Origin of the sequence: Streptomyces sp. NPDC093089 (assembly GCF_044754405.1) — a bacterium.
Lineage (GTDB): Bacteria > Actinomycetota > Actinomycetes > Streptomycetales > Streptomycetaceae > Streptomyces.
The window spans coordinates 80,898-98,612 of sequence record NZ_JBIVPA010000020.1; the positions used below are offsets into that span (position 1 = coordinate 80,898).

16 protein-coding genes are annotated in these 17,715 nt (G+C 74.2%); 6 read left to right on the forward strand and 10 right to left on the reverse strand.

Annotation, left to right across the window (positions count from 1 at the left end; all coding sequences use genetic code 11):
- Nucleotides 1–27 precede the first annotated feature (27 nt).
- The 5 genes from ACIQFX_RS35200 to miaA form a co-directional block, all read right to left on the reverse strand.
- A complete protein-coding gene (locus ACIQFX_RS35200) occupies nucleotides 28–1,518 on the reverse strand; it encodes a M1 family metallopeptidase (protein WP_402471766.1) in 1,491 nt (496 codons plus the stop codon).
- 120 nt (nucleotides 1,519–1,638) lie between these two features.
- Nucleotides 1,639–3,933, reverse strand: coding sequence for a RelA/SpoT family protein (locus ACIQFX_RS35205; RefSeq protein ID WP_402471769.1), 2,295 nt, complete (start codon nucleotides 3,931–3,933; stop codon nucleotides 1,639–1,641).
- A 140-nt stretch (nucleotides 3,934–4,073) separates the two neighbouring features.
- The gene (gene dapF, locus ACIQFX_RS35210; RefSeq protein WP_402471771.1) at nucleotides 4,074–4,982 is read right to left on the reverse strand and encodes a diaminopimelate epimerase; all 909 of its coding nucleotides are present in this window, start codon (nucleotides 4,980–4,982) and stop codon (nucleotides 4,074–4,076) included.
- A gap of 260 nt (nucleotides 4,983–5,242) precedes the next feature.
- Nucleotides 5,243–5,755 (reverse strand): hypothetical protein, encoded by a 513-nt coding sequence (locus tag ACIQFX_RS35215; RefSeq protein ID WP_402471870.1) that lies wholly within the window; start codon nucleotides 5,753–5,755, stop codon nucleotides 5,243–5,245.
- Between the two features lie 108 nt (nucleotides 5,756–5,863).
- Nucleotides 5,864–6,802, reverse strand: coding sequence for a tRNA (adenosine(37)-N6)-dimethylallyltransferase MiaA (gene miaA / locus ACIQFX_RS35220; protein ID WP_402471774.1), 939 nt, complete (start codon nucleotides 6,800–6,802; stop codon nucleotides 5,864–5,866).
- A gap of 216 nt (nucleotides 6,803–7,018) precedes the next feature.
- On the opposite strand from miaA, the gene ACIQFX_RS35225 reads away from it, so the two are divergent.
- Nucleotides 7,019–7,279 (forward strand): antitoxin, encoded by a 261-nt coding sequence (locus tag ACIQFX_RS35225; protein WP_402471776.1) that lies wholly within the window; start codon nucleotides 7,019–7,021, stop codon nucleotides 7,277–7,279.
- A gap of 124 nt (nucleotides 7,280–7,403) precedes the next feature.
- On the opposite strand, the gene ACIQFX_RS35230 is transcribed toward ACIQFX_RS35225, so the two are convergent.
- From ACIQFX_RS35230 to ACIQFX_RS35240, 3 genes are all read right to left on the reverse strand, one after another.
- Nucleotides 7,404–8,111, reverse strand: a complete 708-nt coding sequence (locus ACIQFX_RS35230; protein WP_402471779.1) for a class III extradiol dioxygenase subunit B-like domain-containing protein — start codon at nucleotides 8,109–8,111, stop codon at nucleotides 7,404–7,406.
- A 117-nt stretch (nucleotides 8,112–8,228) separates the two neighbouring features.
- Nucleotides 8,229–9,752, reverse strand: a complete 1,524-nt coding sequence (gene miaB / locus ACIQFX_RS35235) for a tRNA (N6-isopentenyl adenosine(37)-C2)-methylthiotransferase MiaB (protein WP_402471783.1) — start codon at nucleotides 9,750–9,752, stop codon at nucleotides 8,229–8,231.
- Between the two features lie 57 nt (nucleotides 9,753–9,809).
- Nucleotides 9,810–10,064, reverse strand: coding sequence for a hypothetical protein (locus ACIQFX_RS35240; protein WP_402471786.1), 255 nt, complete (start codon nucleotides 10,062–10,064; stop codon nucleotides 9,810–9,812).
- 248 nt (nucleotides 10,065–10,312) lie between these two features.
- On the opposite strand from ACIQFX_RS35240, the gene ACIQFX_RS35245 reads away from it, so the two are divergent.
- The 4 genes from ACIQFX_RS35245 to ACIQFX_RS35260 all read left to right on the forward strand — a co-directional run bounded on the left by ACIQFX_RS35245 (nucleotide 10,313) and on the right by ACIQFX_RS35260 (nucleotide 14,442).
- Nucleotides 10,313–10,993: a DedA family protein gene (locus tag ACIQFX_RS35245; protein ID WP_402471788.1), complete on the forward strand. Its 681-nt coding sequence runs from the start codon at nucleotides 10,313–10,315 to the stop codon at nucleotides 10,991–10,993.
- 140 nt (nucleotides 10,994–11,133) lie between these two features.
- The gene (locus ACIQFX_RS35250) at nucleotides 11,134–12,300 is read left to right on the forward strand and encodes a sensor histidine kinase (protein WP_402471790.1); all 1,167 of its coding nucleotides are present in this window, start codon (nucleotides 11,134–11,136) and stop codon (nucleotides 12,298–12,300) included.
- The gene (locus ACIQFX_RS35255) at nucleotides 12,291–12,935 is read left to right on the forward strand and encodes a response regulator (RefSeq protein WP_402471792.1); all 645 of its coding nucleotides are present in this window, start codon (nucleotides 12,291–12,293) and stop codon (nucleotides 12,933–12,935) included. The genes ACIQFX_RS35250 and ACIQFX_RS35255 overlap by 10 nt, the downstream gene beginning before the upstream one ends.
- A 508-nt stretch (nucleotides 12,936–13,443) precedes the next feature.
- Complete coding sequence (locus ACIQFX_RS35260) at nucleotides 13,444–14,442, forward strand: TAXI family TRAP transporter solute-binding subunit (protein ID WP_402471871.1); 999 nt, start codon at nucleotides 13,444–13,446, stop codon at nucleotides 14,440–14,442.
- 24 nt (nucleotides 14,443–14,466) lie between these two features.
- On the opposite strand, the gene ACIQFX_RS35265 is transcribed toward ACIQFX_RS35260, so the two are convergent.
- Both ACIQFX_RS35265 and ACIQFX_RS35270 read right to left on the reverse strand, forming a co-directional pair.
- Nucleotides 14,467–15,882, reverse strand: coding sequence for a sensor histidine kinase (locus ACIQFX_RS35265; protein ID WP_402471794.1), 1,416 nt, complete (start codon nucleotides 15,880–15,882; stop codon nucleotides 14,467–14,469).
- An 18-nt stretch (nucleotides 15,883–15,900) separates the two neighbouring features.
- Nucleotides 15,901–16,614, reverse strand: coding sequence for a response regulator transcription factor (locus ACIQFX_RS35270; RefSeq protein ID WP_402471796.1), 714 nt, complete (start codon nucleotides 16,612–16,614; stop codon nucleotides 15,901–15,903).
- Between the two features lie 273 nt (nucleotides 16,615–16,887).
- Here ACIQFX_RS35270 and ACIQFX_RS35275 point away from each other — a divergent pair, with 273 nt between their 5' ends.
- A complete protein-coding gene (locus ACIQFX_RS35275; RefSeq protein WP_402471798.1) occupies nucleotides 16,888–17,673 on the forward strand; it encodes an amino acid ABC transporter ATP-binding protein in 786 nt (261 codons plus the stop codon).
- Nucleotides 17,674–17,715: the final 42 nt, after the last annotated feature.

Sequence of the window (17,715 nt, forward strand, 5' to 3'; positions counted from 1 at the left end):
GATGGTGGCACGGCCCGGCCGGGGCCGTCACCCGGGTTTCGGGGCGGCCCTGGCGGCGTCGGCCGGGCGGCTGCGCCAGTCCGGGTGCCCGGGCATCGCCGGGGTCTTCGCCGCGTACAGCCAGCCCCGGAAGAAGGCGGTGAGGTCCCGGCCGGCGATCTCGCCGGCGAGGGCCGTGAAGTCGGCCGTGGTGGCGGTGCCGTCCCGGTGGTCGGCGACCCAGCGGCGCTCCAGGCGCCGGAAGGCGTCGGTGCCGATCTCCTGGCGGAGCGCGTAGAGGACGAGGGCGCTGCCGTCGTAGACGACGGGCCGGAAGAGGCTGATCTTGTGGCCGGGCGAGGGGGGCTCCGGTGCGGCGGGCGGGCCGCCGTCGGCGCGCCAGCCGTCGGAGGCCGCGTAGGCCGCCTTCATCCGCCGCTCCAGGGACCTGCCGGCGGTGTCCTCGGCGTACAGGGCCTCGTACCAGCTGGCGTGCCCCTCGTTGAGCCACAGGTCGGACCAGGTCCGGGGGGAGACGCTGTTGCCGAACCACTGGTGGGCCAGCTCGTGGACCATGATCGAGTCGACGTACCACTCGGGGTGGCGGGTGTCCGTGAAGAGGCTGCGCTCGAAGAGCGAGAGGGTCTGGGTCTCCAGCTCGAAGCCCGTGTCGGCGTCGGCGACGAGCACGCCGTACGTCTCGAAGGGGTACGCGCCGACCTGCCGTTCCATCCATTCCAGGTGCCCCGGGGTCCGGCGGAGCCAGGGCTCCATCAGCTGCCGGTCCGCGGTGTTCACGACGTCCCGGACGGGCAGCCCGCGGGGCCCGTCGCGGTGCACGACGGTGGAGCGGCCGATGGAGATCTGGGCGAGTTCCGTGGCCATGGGGTGGCGGGTGCGGTACGTCCAGGTGGTGGTGGCGCCGTGGTCGGCGCGCCCCTCGGGCAGGCCGTTGGCGACGACGGTCAGGTCGCTGGGGGCGGTGACCCGGAAGGTGAAGTACGCCTTGTCCGCCGGGTGGTCGTTGGACGGGAAGACCCGGTGGGCGGCGTCGGCCTGGTTGGCCATGGCGAGGCCGTCGCCGGTGCGGACCCAGCCGCCGGTGTCGGCGGGCCCTGTCGGGTCGCTGGTGTGGGTGACGGTGACCTCGATCGCCTCGCCGGCGTCGATGGGCACGGCGGGGGTGACGACCAGGTCCTCGCCGCTGCTCGTGAACGTGGCGGGCAGGCCGTCGACGGTGACGGCGGAGACCTTGCCGCGGGTGAAGTCGAGGTTGAGCCGCTCCAGGTCGTCGGTGGCGCGCGCGTCGATCCTGGTGACCGCGGCGAGCGGCCTGGTGTTCACCCCGGGGTAGGTGACGTCGAGGTGGTACGCGAGGACGTCGTAGCCGGGGTTGCCGAGGTGCGGGAAGAGCGGGTCGCCGATGCCGAGCGGCGGCGGCGCGGGCAGCGCGGCGGCGACGAGCCCGGCGGAGGCGGCGACCAGGACGGCGGAGTGGAGCCACCGCACACGGGGCAGGGGGGTTCGGACGAGCGGCATGGACCACGGCCTTTCCGGGGGACTGTCCTACGGCTACCAGGGGATCCGCCGCTCCCCCGGGCGGCGCGCTCGCCCGCCACCCGAAGGGCTCACGGCCCCTCGCGGCGGACGCCGGACGCGTCAGGTCCGACGCGGCTCGGACGCGCCCCGGCGGGCGCGGCTCACGTCGTACACCCCCGGCACGTCCCGCATCGCCCGCATGAGGGCGGGGAGGCCGGCCGCGTCGGGGAGGTCGAGGGTGTACGTGTGGCGGACCCGCTGCTCGCTGGGCGGCTCGACGGTCGCGGAGACCACGGCGGCGCCGGCGGTGGCGATGGCCTCGGTGAGGTCGGCGAGCAGCCCGGGCCGGCCGAAGGACTCGGCGACGAGGGTGACCCGGCCCTGGGCGGTGTCGCCCCAGCGGACGGCGACGGGTTCGCGGCCCAGCCCGCGCATGGCGTCGACGGCCGCGCAGCGCGCCCGGTGGGCGGTGACCGATCCGCCGCGGACCCGGAAGCCGGTGATCTCGTCGGGGGGTACGGGGGTGCAGCAGCCGGCCGGGCGGACGGCCGCCGGCTCGCCCTCCAGGTCGGCGTGGAGCTCGGCGCCGGTGCGGCGGTCGGCGGTGACGCTGACCAGCGGCCGCGGGTCGGCCTCGGCCGGGGGCGCGGCGGTCTCGGGGTGGGCCGCGAGCCAGCCGGTGATCGCGATCCGCGCGGCCGGGGTGCGGGCGTGGTCGAGCCACTCGGGGGACGGCCCGGACACGGTGTCCTGGGCGAGCAGCGGCTGGACGGTGTCGCCGTCGCCGAGCACGGTGCCGAGCGGCGCGAGGCGGCCGTTGACGCGGGCGCCGAGACAGCCGTGGGCGGCTTCGCCGTGCTGCGCGTAGGCGGCGTCGACGCAGCTGGCCCCGGCGGGGAGCTTCAGGGTGCCGCCGTCGGCGCGGAAGACGGTGATCTCGTCGTCCTCGGCGAGGTCCGCGCGGAGCGAGGACCAGAAGGTGTCCGGGTCGGGCGCGGCCTGCTGCCAGTCGAGGAGCCGGGAGAGCCAGCCGGGGCGGGTGGGGTCGACGCGCTCGCCGTCGTCGGGCCGGGAGGCGGTGCCGACGGCCCGGCAAGGGGTGCCGGCGGGCCGGGAGGCGGTGCCGGCGGCCCGGACGGGGGTGCCGTCGGGTCGAGCGGGGGCGTGCGACGGCGGGAGGCCGGCGGCCTGTGCGGTGGCGTCCTGCCGGTCGGCCGGGTCCGGCTGCTCGGCCGGCTCCTGGCCGACGTGCGGATTGCCGAGGGCGACGACCCCGGCCTCCGCGACCTTGTGCATCCGGTGGGTCCGGATCAGGACCTCGGCCACGGCGCCGTCGGGGGCGGCGACGGCCGTGTGCAGGGACTGGTACAGGTTGAACTTGGGGGCCGCGATGAAGTCCTTGAACTCGGAGATCACCGGGGTGAAGCAGGTGTGGAGCTCGCCGAGGACCGCGTAGCAGTCGGCGTCCTCGGCGACGAGGACGAGCAGCCGCCCGAAGTCGCAGCCCCGCAGCTCGCCGCGCTTGAGGCGGACCCGGTGCACGGAGACGAAGTGACGGGGGCGGACGAGGACTTCCGCGCCGACGCCCGCCTCGCGCAGGACGGCGGAGACCTGCTCGGCGACGGCGCCGAGGGCGGTGCCGGCCTGCGGGTTGCCGGCGACGAGCGCGCGGGTGGCCTCGTACTCCTCGGGGTGGAGGATGGAGAAGACGAGGTCCTCCAGCTCCGTCTTGAGGGCCTGGACGCCGAGCCGCTCGGCCAGCGGGATGAGGACGTCCCGGGTGACCTTGGCGATCCTGGCCTGCTTCTCGGGCCGCATCACGCCGAGGGTGCGCATGTTGTGGAGCCGGTCGGCGAGTTTGATCGACATGACCCGGACGTCGTTGCCGGTGGCGACGAGCATCTTGCGGAAGGTCTCGGGTTCGGCGGCGGCTCCGTAGTCGATCTTCTCCACCTTGGTGACGCCGTCGACGAGGTAGGCCACCTCGTCGCCGAACTCCCTGCTCACCTGGTCCAGCGTCACGTCGGTGTCCTCGACGGTGTCGTGGAGGAGGGAGGCCGTCAGGGTGGTGGTCTCCGCGCCGAGCTCTGCGAGGATCAGCGTCACCGCGAGCGGATGCGTGATGTACGGCTCGCCGCTCTTGCGGAACTGGCCGCGGTGCGAGGACTCGGCGAGGACGTACGCCCGGCGCAGTACCGAGAGGTCCGCGTCGGGGTGGTGGGCCCGGTGCGCCTCCGCCACGTGGCTGATGGCGTCGGGCAGGCGGTCACGGGGAGCCGGCCCCGCGGTGGCGCCGAGCAGGGCGGCCCGGCCGAGCCGGCGCAGGTCGATCCGGGCCCGTCCGCGTCTGCGGACGGTCGTGTCGGTGACGGCGGCGTCCGCCGCGCTCACGGGGTTGGTGGCCTCTGCGCTCATGGGGCACCTCCGGCGACGTGGACCGGCGGTGGGCGGGCCAGGCGTGCCCTGGGGGCCGGTGCTTGATGCTACCGACCCCACCACGCGGCGCAGTCACGCTCTCGCTCAGCGTGAATCGGATCACCCATTCGAGCGACAAATCAGTCGTTGACAGTTTCGATTCCACCCGGCGCGGCCCACCACGCCGGGTCGACGGTGCCTTCGGCGACGATCACGGCGGGCCCGGTCATGTCGACGCCGCCGTCGGGGTGCTCCGTGATGACGAGGGTCCCGCCGAGCACGTCGACGGTGTACGTGACGGGGGTGCCGGTCTCGGCCGGGTCGGCGCCGTCCCGGCGGGCGGTGGCGACGGCGACGGCGCACGCGCCGGTGCCGCAGGAGCGGGTCTCGGCGGCGCCGCGCTCGTGGACCCGCATGGCGACGTGGCGGGGGCCGCGGTCGACGACGAACTCGATGTTCACCCCGTCCGGGTAGACGGCGGCCGGCTCGTACGGCGGCTCCGCGTAGAGGTTGCCCGCGTGGTCGAGGTCCTCGACGAAGGCGACCGCGTGCGGGTTGCCCATGTTGACGTTCCGCGCGGGCCAGCTGCGGCCGTCGACGGTGACGGTGACCCCGCCCTCGGGCAGCGTCGCGCGTCCCATGGAGACGGTCACGGAGCCGTCCTTGTCCAGGTGCACGCGCTTGATCCCGCCGCGGGTGGCGACGGCCACCTCGCCGGCGGTGACGTGGCCGGCGTGCTCCAGGTAGCGGGCGAAGACCCGGACCCCGTTGCCGCACATCTCGGCGACCGAGCCGTCGGCGTTCCGGTAGTCCATGAACCACTCGGCCTCGTCGGCCAGGTGCCGCGCCTCGGGGTGGGCGGCGCTGCGCACGACGTGCAGCACGCCGTCCGCGCCGATGCCGGCCCGGCGGTCGCAGAGCCGTGCGACGGCGGCGGGGGGCAGGTCGACGACGTTCTCCGCGTCGGGGACGATCACGAAGTCGTTCTCGGTGCCGTGGCCCTTCAGGTACCTGAGGGCGGGTGGCTGCGGGGTCTGCGTGCTGGTCACGAGATCAACTGTACGGGTCGGGTCCGCGGGACCGCCCGGGCGTCCACGGGGCGGGCCGGCGGCCGGTGGCCGAGGCCTCCGTCCGGCTCCTGGCCAGGGGCGCCGTCCGGCTCGTGGCCAGGGGCGCCGCCGAGGGCCGGCGCGGTCAGCGATTCGGCGTGAACAGGGCTCGGCGTGAACAAGGCCCGGCGTCAGCGGCCCGTACGGTCAGCAGCTCGGCGGCCCACGCGGTCGGCGGCCCGCATGGCCGGCGGTCCGGGTCAGCGGAGGCGGGCGACGCGCCAGACGGCGAGGGCGACGAGGGCCGCGATGGTGGTGACGTACAGGGCGAGAACGCGCCAGTCGGGGCGCTCGCCGGAGCCGCGCTGCGGGAGGCCCGGCCAGGTGTAGCCGACCTTGCGGGCGGCCATCATGCCCCAGCCCGCCGCGCAGGAACTGATGAGCAGTCCGAGCATGGCGACGACGGCGCCGCCGTCGCCCGACCCGAAGGCGAGCGGGAAGGCGAACATCAGGGAACCGAGGGCGGCCAGGGCGACGATCGGGGCGATCTGCCAGATACGCAGCCGCCGCTGGGGGCGGAGTTCGACCTCGACCTCGTCGGCGTCCACCTCGACGGAGCTGCCCACCGCGTCGTCCGGACCGTCGGGGGTCAGCCCCGACGCGCCGATCGGAGCGTCGTCCGTCGGATGGCCCGGCGCGTCACCCGCGACGTCCGCCGTCGGGTCGTCCAGGGCCGCGTCGTGCTGTTCTCTGTCGCGAGGGCCGGCCTCCATCGCCACGCGCCCTCCCCACTCGGACTCCACTTGGTCGATCGATGCTCGATGATGGCACGCTCCCGACCGCCGGAATGACGGGCAGGGCGTCCCGATGCCATCACGTGATCAGGCTGTAACCGCTCGTTCGACCAACGACAGCGCCTCCCGCGGGAGTTCCCCGCGGTGATCGGCGGCCCCGCTGAGCCAGTGGACCCGCGGGTCGCGGCGGAACCACGAGTCCTGCCGGCGGGCGAAGCGCTTCGTCGCCCGGACGGTCTCGGCCCTGGCCTCGTCCTCGGTGCACTCCCCCGCGAGCGCCGCGAGGACCTGCTGGTAGCCGAGGGCGCGGGCGGCCGTGCGGCCCTCGCGCAGCCCCCGCGCCTCCAGGGCGCGCACCTCGTCGACAAGGCCGTCCTCCCACATGCGGTCCACGCGGGTGGCGATCCGCTCGTCCAGCTCGGGACGGGCCACGTCGACGCCGATCTGGACGGTGTCGTAGACCGGGTCGGGGCCGGGGAGGTTGGCGGTGAAGGGCTTGCCGGTGATCTCGATCACCTCGAGGGCCCGGACGATGCGGCGGCCGTTGCTGGGCAGGATCGCGCGGGCCGCGTCGGGGTCGGCGGCGGCGAGCCGGGCGTGCAGGACGCCGGAGCCGCCCTCGTCGAGTTCGGCCTCCAGGCGGGCCCGTACGGCGGGGTCGGTGCCGGGGAACTCCAGGGCGTCGACGGCGCCGCGCACGTACAGTCCCGAGCCGCCGACGAGGACCGGGGTGCGGCCGGCGGCGAGCAGCCGGTCGATCTCGGCGCGGGCGAGCCGCTGGTACTCGGCGACGCTGGCGGCCTCGGTGACGTCCCAGATGTCGAGGAGGTGGTGCGGGACGCCGCCGCGTTCCTCGGGCGTCAGTTTGGCGGTGCCGATGTCCATCCCCCGGTAGAGCTGCATCGAGTCGGCGTTGACGACCTCGCCACCGAGCTGCTGGGCCAGGAAGACACCCAGATCGGACTTTCCGGCCGCTGTCGGACCGACGACGGCGATGACCCGCGGGGCGGGAGCTGCGCTTCTCACCGCCACAGTCTCGCAAACCTCGCGCCCCGTCCCCGAACGAGCTGCGTGACGGGCTCGCTCCGGGGTCCGTCGCCCGTTGCGCGGTTCCGTCCGCCGGTCACCTCGGAGCCCGTCCCACCCGAGTACGCTGTGCAGTGCATATGGGCCTTTTGGCAATGTTTCGCCGGGCAGGACACGGAACACGGACCCCCGGGGTCCACGGAGGGAAGGTGCCCCATGGGTCTCCTGGACTCGTTGAAGGCCAAGCTCGGCCCCGCCAAGGGCAAGGTCGCGGACCTCGCGCAGCAGCACGGGGAGAAGATCGACCACGGCCTGGACAAGGCCGCGAAGCTCGTCGACGAGAAGACCAAGGGCAAGTACAGCGACAAGATCCACTCCGGTACGGGCAAGGCGAAGGAAGCCATCGACCGGATGGGCCACGAGGACGACGGCACGCCCGGGAGCGGCGGCACGACCCCGCCGCCGCCCGCCACCTGACGGTCGGCGTCACCCCACCCGCGGGACCGACGGGTCGGCGTCACCGCCCGCCCCTTCTCACGGCGAACGGCCGCGGAGCACCTCGCTCCGCGGCCGTCCGCCGTTTCCGTGCCCTTCGCCCGTGTCAGGACCAGGCCGCGACGAAGTACCCCACGCCGTACGGCGCGTCCTCGAAGAGCAGGCGGCCGTCGAGGCCCGCGCCCTCCGCCGCGCCCGCGAGGACCTGCCAGGGGGCCCGGCCCGCCGCCTTCAGCTCGTACGCGAGCTCCGTGTCCATCGCGAGCAGCGCGACCGTGTCGGCCGTGCCCAGGGCCCGGCCCGCCGCGGCGTCGAAGCCCTCGGCCCGCTCGTCCAGGTAGCCCGGCGCCTTCACCGTCCGGCACGCGCTGCCGTCGCCCATCACCAGCAGCGCGACCCTCCCGGCCGAGTCCGCGAGCCCGCGGCCGAGACCCGCGCAGACGTCGGGGGTCGCCGTCTCCTCGACCGCCAGGCCCTCGATCGGCGCGTCGGCCCACCCGGCGCGGTCGAGCAGCCAGGCGCCGACGGCGAGGGAGGCGGGCAGGGCCCGGTCTGCGTCCGGGCCTTCGCCGAGCCGTACGGAGACGTCGACGCCGAATCCGGCGAACGAGCCCGCCGAGCCCGCCGGGTACACGCCGTGGCCGCCCTCGGGGGCCGCGCCGACGACGTACAGCCGGTCGGGGCGGGACGCGGCGAGCAGCCCCACCGCGTCGGCGCACGCCGTCCTCGCGGCGTCCAGCTCGTGGGCGGCGCCCGTCGCGACCTCGGGGACGAGGAGCGGGGGGCAGGGGCAGACGGCTGCGGCGACAAGCATGATCGGCAGCCTACTGCGCGGGGGTGCCGCGGCCGGGGTGCGGCTCGGAACCGGCTGCGGCGCGGCGCGCGGAGCGCGCACCCACGGGGGCGGGTGCGCGCTCGGGACCGGGGTCGGTCAGTGGCTGCCGCAGGCGGGGGCCTCGGCCGCGGGCAGCGGCGCGGGGGCGCCGATCCCGGGGAGGCCCAGGAGGACGCCGCTGGGCTTGGGGGCGGCGGTGCGGCGCTCCCAGGCGTCGCCGGCGCGGGTGCGGCGGACGGAGGTGACGGGGCCCTCGGCGAGCAGGTGGTGGGGGGCGGCGTAGGTGATCTCGACGGTGACGACGTCGCCGGGGCGGACGCCCTCGTCGGGCTTGGTGAAGTGGACGAGGCGGTTGTCGGGGGCGCGGCCGGAGAGGCGGTGGGTGGCGCCGTCCTTGCGGCCCTCGCCCTCGGCGACCATGACCTCGAGGGTGCGGCCGACCTGCTTCTTGTTCTCGTCCCAGGAGATCTCCTCCTGGAGGGCGACGAGGCGGAGGTAGCGCTCCTGGACGACCTCCTTGGGGATCTGGTCGTCCATGTCGGCGGCCGGGGTGCCGGGGCGCTTGGAGTACTGGAAGGTGAAGGCGTTCGCGAAGCGGGCCTCGCGGACCGCGTGCATGGTCTGCTGGAAGTCCTCCTCGGTCTCGCCGGGGAAGCCGACGATGATGTCGGTGGAGATGGCGGCGTGCGGGATGGACGCGCGGACCTTCTCCAGGATCCCGAGGAAACGCTCCTGCCGGTACGAGCGGCGCATCGCCCGGAGGATGGTGTCCGAGCCGGACTGCATCGGCATGTGCAGCTGCGGCATGACGTTCGGGGTCTCGGCCATCGCGGCGATCACGTCGTCGGTGAAGTCGCGGGGGTGCGGCGAGGTGAAGCGGACGCGCTCCAGGCCCTCGATCTGCCCGCAGGCGCGCAGCAGCTTGGAGAAGGCCTCGCGGTCGCCGAGGTCGGAACCGTACGCGTTGACGTTCTGGCCGAGCAGGGTGATCTCGGAGACGCCCTCGGCGACGAGCGCCTCGATCTCGGCGAGGATGTCGCCGGGGCGGCGGTCCTCCTCCTTGCCGCGCAGGGCGGGCACGATGCAGAACGTGCAGGTGTTGTTGCAGCCGACGGAGATCGAGACCCAGGCGGCGTACGCGGACTCGCGGCGGGTCGGCAGCGTGGAGGGGAAGGCCTCCAGGGACTCGGCGATCTCGATCTGCGCCTCCTCCTGGACGCGGGCGCGCTCCAGGAGGACCGGCAGCTTGCCGATGTTGTGCGTGCCGAAGACCACGTCGACCCAGGGGGCCTTCTTGACGATGGTGTCGCGGTCCTTCTGGGCCAGGCAGCCGCCGACGGCGATCTGCATGCCGGGCCGGGTGGTCTTCATCGGGGCGAGCCGGCCGAGGTTGCCGTACAGCTTGTTGTCGGCGTTCTCGCGGACCGCGCAGGTGTTGAAGACGACGACGTCGGCGTCGCCGTCGGCGTCCTTCGGGGCGCGGACGTAACCCGCCTCTTCCAGCAGACCGGAGAGCCGCTCGGAGTCGTGGACGTTCATCTGGCACCCGTAGGTGCGCACTTCGTAGGTCTTGGATCCGTCAACGCTCACTGCGGTGCTCCGGTCGCTGCTGCTCGTCATGCGTCCAAGGGTAGGCGGTCCGCGGAGAGCCCCCGCCCGCGAGCGGCGCCCGGCCGGTCAGGGGGTGCCGGTCGCCGCGGACGGCCGCGGCGGCGGGACGAACGGCCACGGGTCCGCGGCGGGCGGCGGGCTCCAGGTGGGGCCGGGGTCCGGGGCGAAGGGGCCGACGCGGTTCTGCATGAGCAGCAGCACCGTGAAGACCCCGACGACGGTGATCACGATGAGGGCGAGGCCGACGGGACTGGCCGGGTTGTACACGTAGTGGTTGGTGCCCCACCGGCTCTTCTTGAAGACGGGCTCGTCCCTGTTCACCGGGCCCTGCCCCCCGTGGCGGGAAGGGGGCCTGAGCCCGGTGTCCGGTCGTTCCTGGTCATGGCTCCCCCTCGGCGCTGTCCCGGTCCCGGCCGACCCTAGGCGGTGCCGTCGGGGTGCCGCCTGCGGTTTTCCGCAGGGTGTCCGGAAGGGAAGCCGCGTACCGGCGGGGAGCCGGGATTCCTAGCGTTTCGGGAGTGCCGGGACGAGGGGTCCCGGCACGTCGTCCGCACCGTCTGGAGGCCACCGTGCCGATCACCTCGCTCCTCGCCCCCGCGCCCCTGGCCCTGACCGGGGAGCCCACCGGCGGCTTCGCCGGATGGGCCGCCGGGCTCGTCGACACGATGGGCGGGCCGGGGGCCGGCCTCGCCATCGCGCTGGAGAACCTGTTCCCGCCGCTGCCCAGTGAGGTGATCCTGCCGCTGACCGGCTTCGCCGCCGGGCAGGGGGTCATCAGCCTCGCGTCGGCGCTGCTGTGGACGACGCTCGGTTCGGTGGTCGGGGCGGTGGCGCTGTACTGGATCGGGGCGCTCTTCGGCCGGCAGCGCATGCACGCCCTGTGGGCGCGGCTGCCGCTGGTCAAGGTCGCGGACCTGGAGCGGACCGAGCGGTGGTTCGCGCGGCACGGCACCAAGGCGGTGTTCCTGGGCCGGATGGTGCCGATCTTCCGCAGCCTGATCTCCGTGCCCGCCGGTGTCGAGCGGATGCCGATGCCCGTCTTCCTGATGCTCACGACGCTCGGCAGTCTCGTCTGGAACAGCGTGCTCGTGATGGCCGGCTACTGGCTCGGGGACGGCTGGGACGTGGTCGAGGGGTACGTGGGCGTGCTGTCGAAGGCCGTCCTCGTGCTGGTCGTCGTGGCGCTGGGCGCCTTCCTCGCGGTACGGCTCCGGGGGCGCGGCCGCGCCCAGCACCGCCGCACCTCGTGACGGGCACGGACCGCCCGGCGGGAGGCCCCGGAGGCCCCGGCCGGGCCGGGGCGGCCGGACACGGCCCGGACCGTTCCGGACACGGCCCGGGCGCCGCGATCCCGGCCCGGCCGGCGAGACACCCCCTAAGCTCGGGGAGCATGGGGGACGACGAACGGGCCGTTGCGAAGGCTCACTTGAGGGCCGCGGGCGTCGTCCTGGGCTGCGCGAGCGCCCTCGTCGACGCGCTGTACCTCCTGGTCGCGGGCGCCGCCCTCGGACCCTTCCTCCTGTGGCCGCGGACCCGACCGGACGCCCTGGCGATCCTGGTCGCCGGGGCCCGGCGACCCGCCGCCCTGGAGCGGTGGCGCCGCGCGTTCTTCTTCGGCGACCGCTTCCCGGAACCGTACGAGGTCCCCGGCCCACGGCTGCTGCGCTATCTGGCGGTCCGCGGCTGGACGGGGCTGGTGTGCGGGGTCGTGCTCGGGCTCCTGGGCTTCGGCGCGGTCCTCGCCGTGCTGCTGGCCCGGGGCGTGGCCCGCGGGACGCTCGGCTGGCAGGAGCTGCTCACGCAGCTGCTGCTCGGCGGTGTCCTGCTCTTCCTCGACGCGCAGGGGCTGCACGCGCTGGCCGCGCTCGACGCCCGGATCGCCCGGGAGTGCTTCGGGCCGTCCGAGCACGAGCTGCTGCGGCGCCGCGTCGAGGAGCTGGCCGTCAGCCGGGCCGCGGTGGTCCGGGCCGTGGACGCCGAGCGGCGCCGGATCGAGCGCGACCTCCACGACGGCGTCCAGCAGCGGCTCGTGGCCCTGGCGATGCTGCTGGGCCGGGCCCGCCGGGGCCGGGAGCGCGGGCAGGACCCCGAGCGGGTGGACGCGCTGCTGCGGCAGGCGCACCAGGAGGCCGGGGACGTGCTGGCCGAGGTGCGGGACGTGGCCTGGCGGGCGTACCCGTCGGCGCTCGACACCCTGGGACTCGAAGAGGCGCTGGGCGGGGTGGCGCGGCGGTGCTCCCTCCCGCTGCGCGTGCGGTTCGAGGTGGGCGACGAGCCGCTGCCCCGGCCGGTGGAGACGGCCGCCTACTTCGTGGTCTCCGAAGCCGTCACGAACGCCGCCAAGCACTCCTCGGCCTCGGCCGTGGCCGTACGGGTGTCCCGGGAGGGCGCCCTCCTCACCGTGCGGGTCGAGGACGACGGCACCGGCGGCGCGGACCCGGCCGGCGGCGGGCTGACCGGGCTGCGCAGCCGGGTCGCGGCGCTCGACGGCGTCCTGCACGTCGACAGCCCCCTCGGGGGACCCACCACTCTTGTCGCGGAGCTGCCGTGCGCCTGATCCTCGCCGAGGACTCCACCCTGCTGCGGGAGGGTCTGGTCCGGCTGCTCGCCGAGGAGGGCCACGAGGTCCTCGCCGCGTTCGGCGACGCGCGGACGCTGGTCGCGGAGGTCGAGGCCCTGCGGCCGGACGTCGTCGTCGCCGACATCCGGATGCCGCCGACCCACACCGACGAGGGGCTGCGGGCGGCGGTGGAGATCCGCGAACGGCTGCCGGGGACGGGGGTGCTCGTCCTCTCCCAGTACGTCGAGCGGAGCTACGCGGCCCGGCTCCTCGCCCCCGGCGCGGAGCGCGTCGGCTATCTCCTGAAGGACCGGGTGGCCCAGGTCGACGAGTTCCTCGACGCGCTCGACCGGATCCACGAGGGCGGCGCGGCGATCGATCCGGAGGTCGTCCGGCAGCTGGTCGTCCAGGGCGCCCGCGCCGATCCGCTGGCCCGGCTCACCCCGCGCGAACGCGAGGTCCTCGAGGTGCTGGCCCAGGGGTACACGAACGCGGCCATCGGGCGCCGGCTGCACCTCTCCCTCAGCGCCGTGGAGAAGTACCTCAACTCGGTCTTCGACAAGCTGGAGCTGGCCGGGACAGACGGCTACAGCCGCCGGATCCTGGCCGTGCTGCGCTATCTGGAGGCCTGACGAGCCGCGCACGGCCGGGGGTGGCGGCGAGGCGGGAGGCGGGGGCGCGAGCCGGCGGGTCGGCGGGGCCGTTGGGTCGGCGGGTCGGCGCGCGTGGGCTTTCCCGCGGGTCGACGGGGCAGCACGCGTGAGCGTTCCCGCCGGCCGACAGGGCAGCACGCGTGAGCGTTCCCGCGGGCCGACGGGGCACCGCGCGTGGGCGTTCCCGGCTGTCGTGGGCGCGGCGAGGCCTCCCCGGAGAACCGGAGGAGGGGGACGCCCTCGGGGCAGGAGGCGGGTGATGCGCTCGGCCGGGGACGCCAGGGGCGGACAGGGGACTGTCCTCAAGATCACCGAGCGCATGCCGACGCTAGCCGCCGCGGCCCCGGTGCCCCGGCGCGACACACGGCGCGGCAGCCGCCGACGGGCCCGCTCACCGCTTCGGCGGAGCGCGCGCGGGGCCGCGCGGAGGGGCCGGTCACACGGGTGAGCCTGGTCAGGGGCGGAGGTGAGCTGGCAGGATCGCGGCATGTTCGCCTCGCTCTCCCGTGCCGCCCGCCGCCGTGTCCTGGCGGTGTCGGCCGCGCTGCTCGCGGTGTGCGGGGTGCTGGTGTGGTGGCTGGTCCCGTTCGGGTCGCCGGTACCGAGCGGCTCGGTCACGTTCAGTACCGGGGTGCCCACCGGCGTCTACCAGCGGTACGGCAAGCTGCTCAAGGAGGCCCTGGCCCAGGACCTGCCCGAGGTGTCGATACGGCTGACGGACAGCGAGGGGTCGCAGCAGAACCTGGCCCGGGTGGCCTCGGGCGAGGCGGACTTCACGATCGCCACGGCCGACGCGGTCGCCCAGTACCAGCGGGAGCGCAGGCCCGGCTTCGAGCGGCTGCGCGGCTGCGCGCGGCTCTACGACGACTACGTGCAGCTCGTGGTGCCCAAGGACTCCCCCGTGCGGTCCGCGCGGGACCTCAAGGGCCTCCGGGTCGGCGTCGGCCAGGACGGGTCCGGCGTGCGGCTGATCGCCGACCGGGCGCTCGCGGCGGCGGGCATCGCGCCGATCAGCGACATCGAGCCGGTCGCGGCGGGCATCGACACCATGCCCGGCCTCCTGGAGCGGGGGCAGCTCGACGCCTTCTTCTGGTCGGGCGGCCTGCCCACCACGGCCGTGCAGGACCTGGCCGAGCGCTTCCTGATCCGGTTGGTGCCGCTGGACTCCCGCCTGGTGGACCGGCTCCACGACGTCGGCCCCTCGACCCGGCACTACCGGTCGGCGGTGATCCCGGCCGACGCGTACGCGAAGGCGCAGGACGGCCGGCCGATCGAGACGCTGGCCGTGGCGAACCTCCTCGTCACCACCGACAAGGCGGACCCGGACCTGGTCGAGGGCTTCACCCGTACGGTGATCCGGAGCCGTGACCGGATCGGCGCCCAGGTCCACCCCGCCCAGCTCGTGGACCTCCGTACCGCCGTGTACACCGAGCCGCTGACCCTCCACGAGGGTGCCCGCCGCTACTACCGCTCGGTGAAGCCCTGACGCCCCGGGGCGCCCCGGGGCGGACTACGCCTCCCGGCCCCGGCCGGCGGGGGCGTGCCGGGGGACGGTGACCGTCACCCGGAGGCCGTGGGGCTCGTTCGGGGCGAAGGCGATGCCGCCGCCGCCCGCCGTGAGCAGGACGCGCGTGATGGAGAGGCCGAGTCCGGAGCCCTTGACGTTCTGGTGCCGGCCGGAGCGCCAGAAGCGGTCGCCGACCCGGGCCAGCTCGTCCTCGATGAGGCCGGGGCCGTGGTCGGCGACGACGACGTCGACGCTCTCGCCGTCCGGGGACAGGGCGACGGAGACGGTGACCTCCTCGCCGGCGGGGGTGAACTTCAGGGCGTTGTCGATCACCGCGTCGAGGGCGCTGGACAGGGCGACGGGGTCGGCCCAGGCCGTGAGGGCCGCGCACGCGCCGGTGAGCACGACGCCCTTGTCGTCGGCGACGGGCCGCCAGGACGCGACCCGCTCGTCGGTGAGCGCGCCGACGTCGGTGAGCCGCAGCTCGGCTTCGGCGTGTTCGGCGAGCGCCAGGTCGAGGAGGTCGTCGAGGACCTGGGCGAGACGCTTGCCCTCGGTCCGCACGGACGCGATCTCCTCGTTGCCCTCGGGGAGTTCCAGGGCGAGCAGCTCGATGCGCAGGAGCAGCGCGGCCAGCGGGTTGCGCAACTGGTGGGAGGCGTCGGCGACGAAGGCCCGCTGCTGTTCGAGCGCGTCCTCGACGTTGTCGGCCATCTCGTTGAACGAGCGTGCGAGGCGCCGCAGTTCGGGGGGGCCGCCGGTGGCGGCGACCCGGGAGTTCATCCGCCCGGTGGCGATGTCGTGGGTGACGGAGTCGAGCACGCGCACCGGCCGCAGCACCCAGCCGGTGAGCCGGAACGCGGCGCCGACGGCGAGCAGCATCGCGGCGGACTCCCCCGCGAAGATCACCAGCCAGCCGCGCAGGATGCGCATCCGGAGCTGGCCGGTGGGCGAGTCGGTGACGACGACGGCGACGACGTCGCCGTCCCGGACGACCGGGGAGGCGATGGTGAGCCGCGCGTGCCCCTGCCAGGGCCACACCTGCGGCGGATCGTGGCTGCGCCGGCCGAGGAGCGCCTCGTTGAAGGCGCGCCTGCCCTCCCCCTCGTCCGGGACGGTCCAGTCCTCGGGCGCGGAGGCCATGGAGCGGTTGTCGCGATAGAAGATCCCGGCCCGGATGCCGTACACGTCGTGGTAGCTGGCGAGTTCGCCGCTGAGGGTGGTGCGCCGCTCGTCGGTGCCCGGGCTGCTCTCGTTGACGAACTGGGCGAGCGCGGCGAAGCGGGCCGCGTCGTCGAGCCGGTCGACGACGACCCGCTGCTGCTCCGAGGCGGCGAGGCTGGCGGCGAGCGGGAATCCGAGGGCGAGGAGCACTCCGGCCATCAGGATGATGAGGAGCGGGAGGAGTCGGGTGCGCACGGGTCGGGGGTCCGGGGGTTACGCGGCGGGGGCGACGAGGCGGTAGCCGACGCCCCGCACGGTCTCGATCAGGGCGGGCATCCGCAGCTTGGAGCGCAGGGAGGCCACGTGCACCTCCAGGGTGCGGCCGGTCCCCTCCCAACTGGTGCGCCAGACCTCGCTGATGATCTGCTCGCGGCGGAAGACGACCCCGGGGCGCTGGGCGAGGAGGGCGAGGAGGTCGAACTCCTTGCGGGTGAGTGCGACGCTCTCGCCGTCGACGCTGACCCGGCGGGTGGGAAGTTCGATGGTGACGGTGCCGAGGCGCAGTTGCGTTCCGTCGGCGGCTCCGGTGCCGCCGGCCGTCTCCTCGGGCCCCGAGTTGCGCCGGCTGACGGCGTGGATCCGGGCGAGGAGCTCGCCGGGGTCGTAGGGCTTGACGACGTAGTCGTCGGCGCCGAGGTTGAGTCCGTGGATGCGGGAGCGCACGTCGCCGCGCGCGGTGACCATGATCACCGGGGTGGTGGTGAGCTTCCGGATGCGGCCGCAGACCTGGTAGCCGTCCTGGTCGGGCAGGCCGAGGTCGAGCAGGATCACCCCGTACGAGGGGCGCTCGCCCTGCGCGGTGGGCAGGACGGCCTGCAGGGCCTCCTCGCCGTTGCGGGCGTGCGTGACCGTGAAGCCGTGCTTCGCGAGGATCGCGGAGAGGGCGGCGGCGACGTGGTCGTCGTCCTCGACGAGCAGCAGTCGCATGCGTACCTCCTCCGTGGTGATCTGCTGATGGCGGCTCTCTGTGTACCAGGTGGTACCAGGGCATGAACACCGAATACGGGTGTCACAGTCAAGTGTGCCCCTGTGACGTCGGCGTTTCCGTTATGCAGCCGGTACGGCCCGGGGCACGGTGTTCACGTACGGTGCCCGGCCGCAGCCGGATCGTTATCCTCAATTTCCGCTCAGATGTGATGACGGTCGTCACATCCGGTCTCTAGTCTCCTCCCCAACCGAGGAGGACGGAGCAAGAGGCCGATGAGCGGAGAGTCAGTGTCCAAGGGTCCCGAGGACACCCCGCGCGCCGCGGACGACCTGGTCGTACTGTCCGACGTGAACAAGCACTTCGGCGCACTGCATGTCCTCCAGGACATCGATCTGACGATCGCGCGCGGCGAGGTCGTGGTCGTCATCGGACCGTCCGGGTCCGGCAAGTCGACGCTGTGCCGCACGATCAACCGGCTGGAGAGCATCGACTCCGGCGCCATCACCATCGACGGCAAGGCACTTCCGGCGGAGGGCAGGGAGCTCGCCCGCCTGCGTTCCGACGTCGGCATGGTCTTCCAGTCGTTCAACCTCTTCGCGCACAAGACGGTGCTCGAGAACGTGATGCTGGGCCAGGTCAAGGTCCGCAAGACGGAGAAGAAGGCCGCCGAGGCCAAGGCCCGAGCCCTGCTCGACCGGGTCGGCGTCGGCACCCAGGCGGACAAGTACCCCGCGCAGCTCTCGGGTGGTCAGCAGCAGCGCGTGGCCATCGCCCGCGCCCTCGCGATGGACCCGAAGGTGATGCTCTTCGACGAGCCGACCTCGGCACTCGACCCCGAGATGATCAACGAGGTCCTGGAGGTCATGCAGCAGCTGGCCAGGGACGGCATGACGATGGTGGTCGTCACGCACGAGATGGGCTTCGCGCGCTCGGCCGCCAACCGGGTCGTCTTCATGGCCGACGGGAAGATCGTCGAGCAGGCGACACCGGAGGAGTTCTTCAGCAACCCGCGCAGCGACCGGGCCAAGGACTTCCTCTCCAAGATCCTTCACCACTGAGCGAGTTCGGGCCTATTCTTCCCAACTCACTTCTAGACCAAG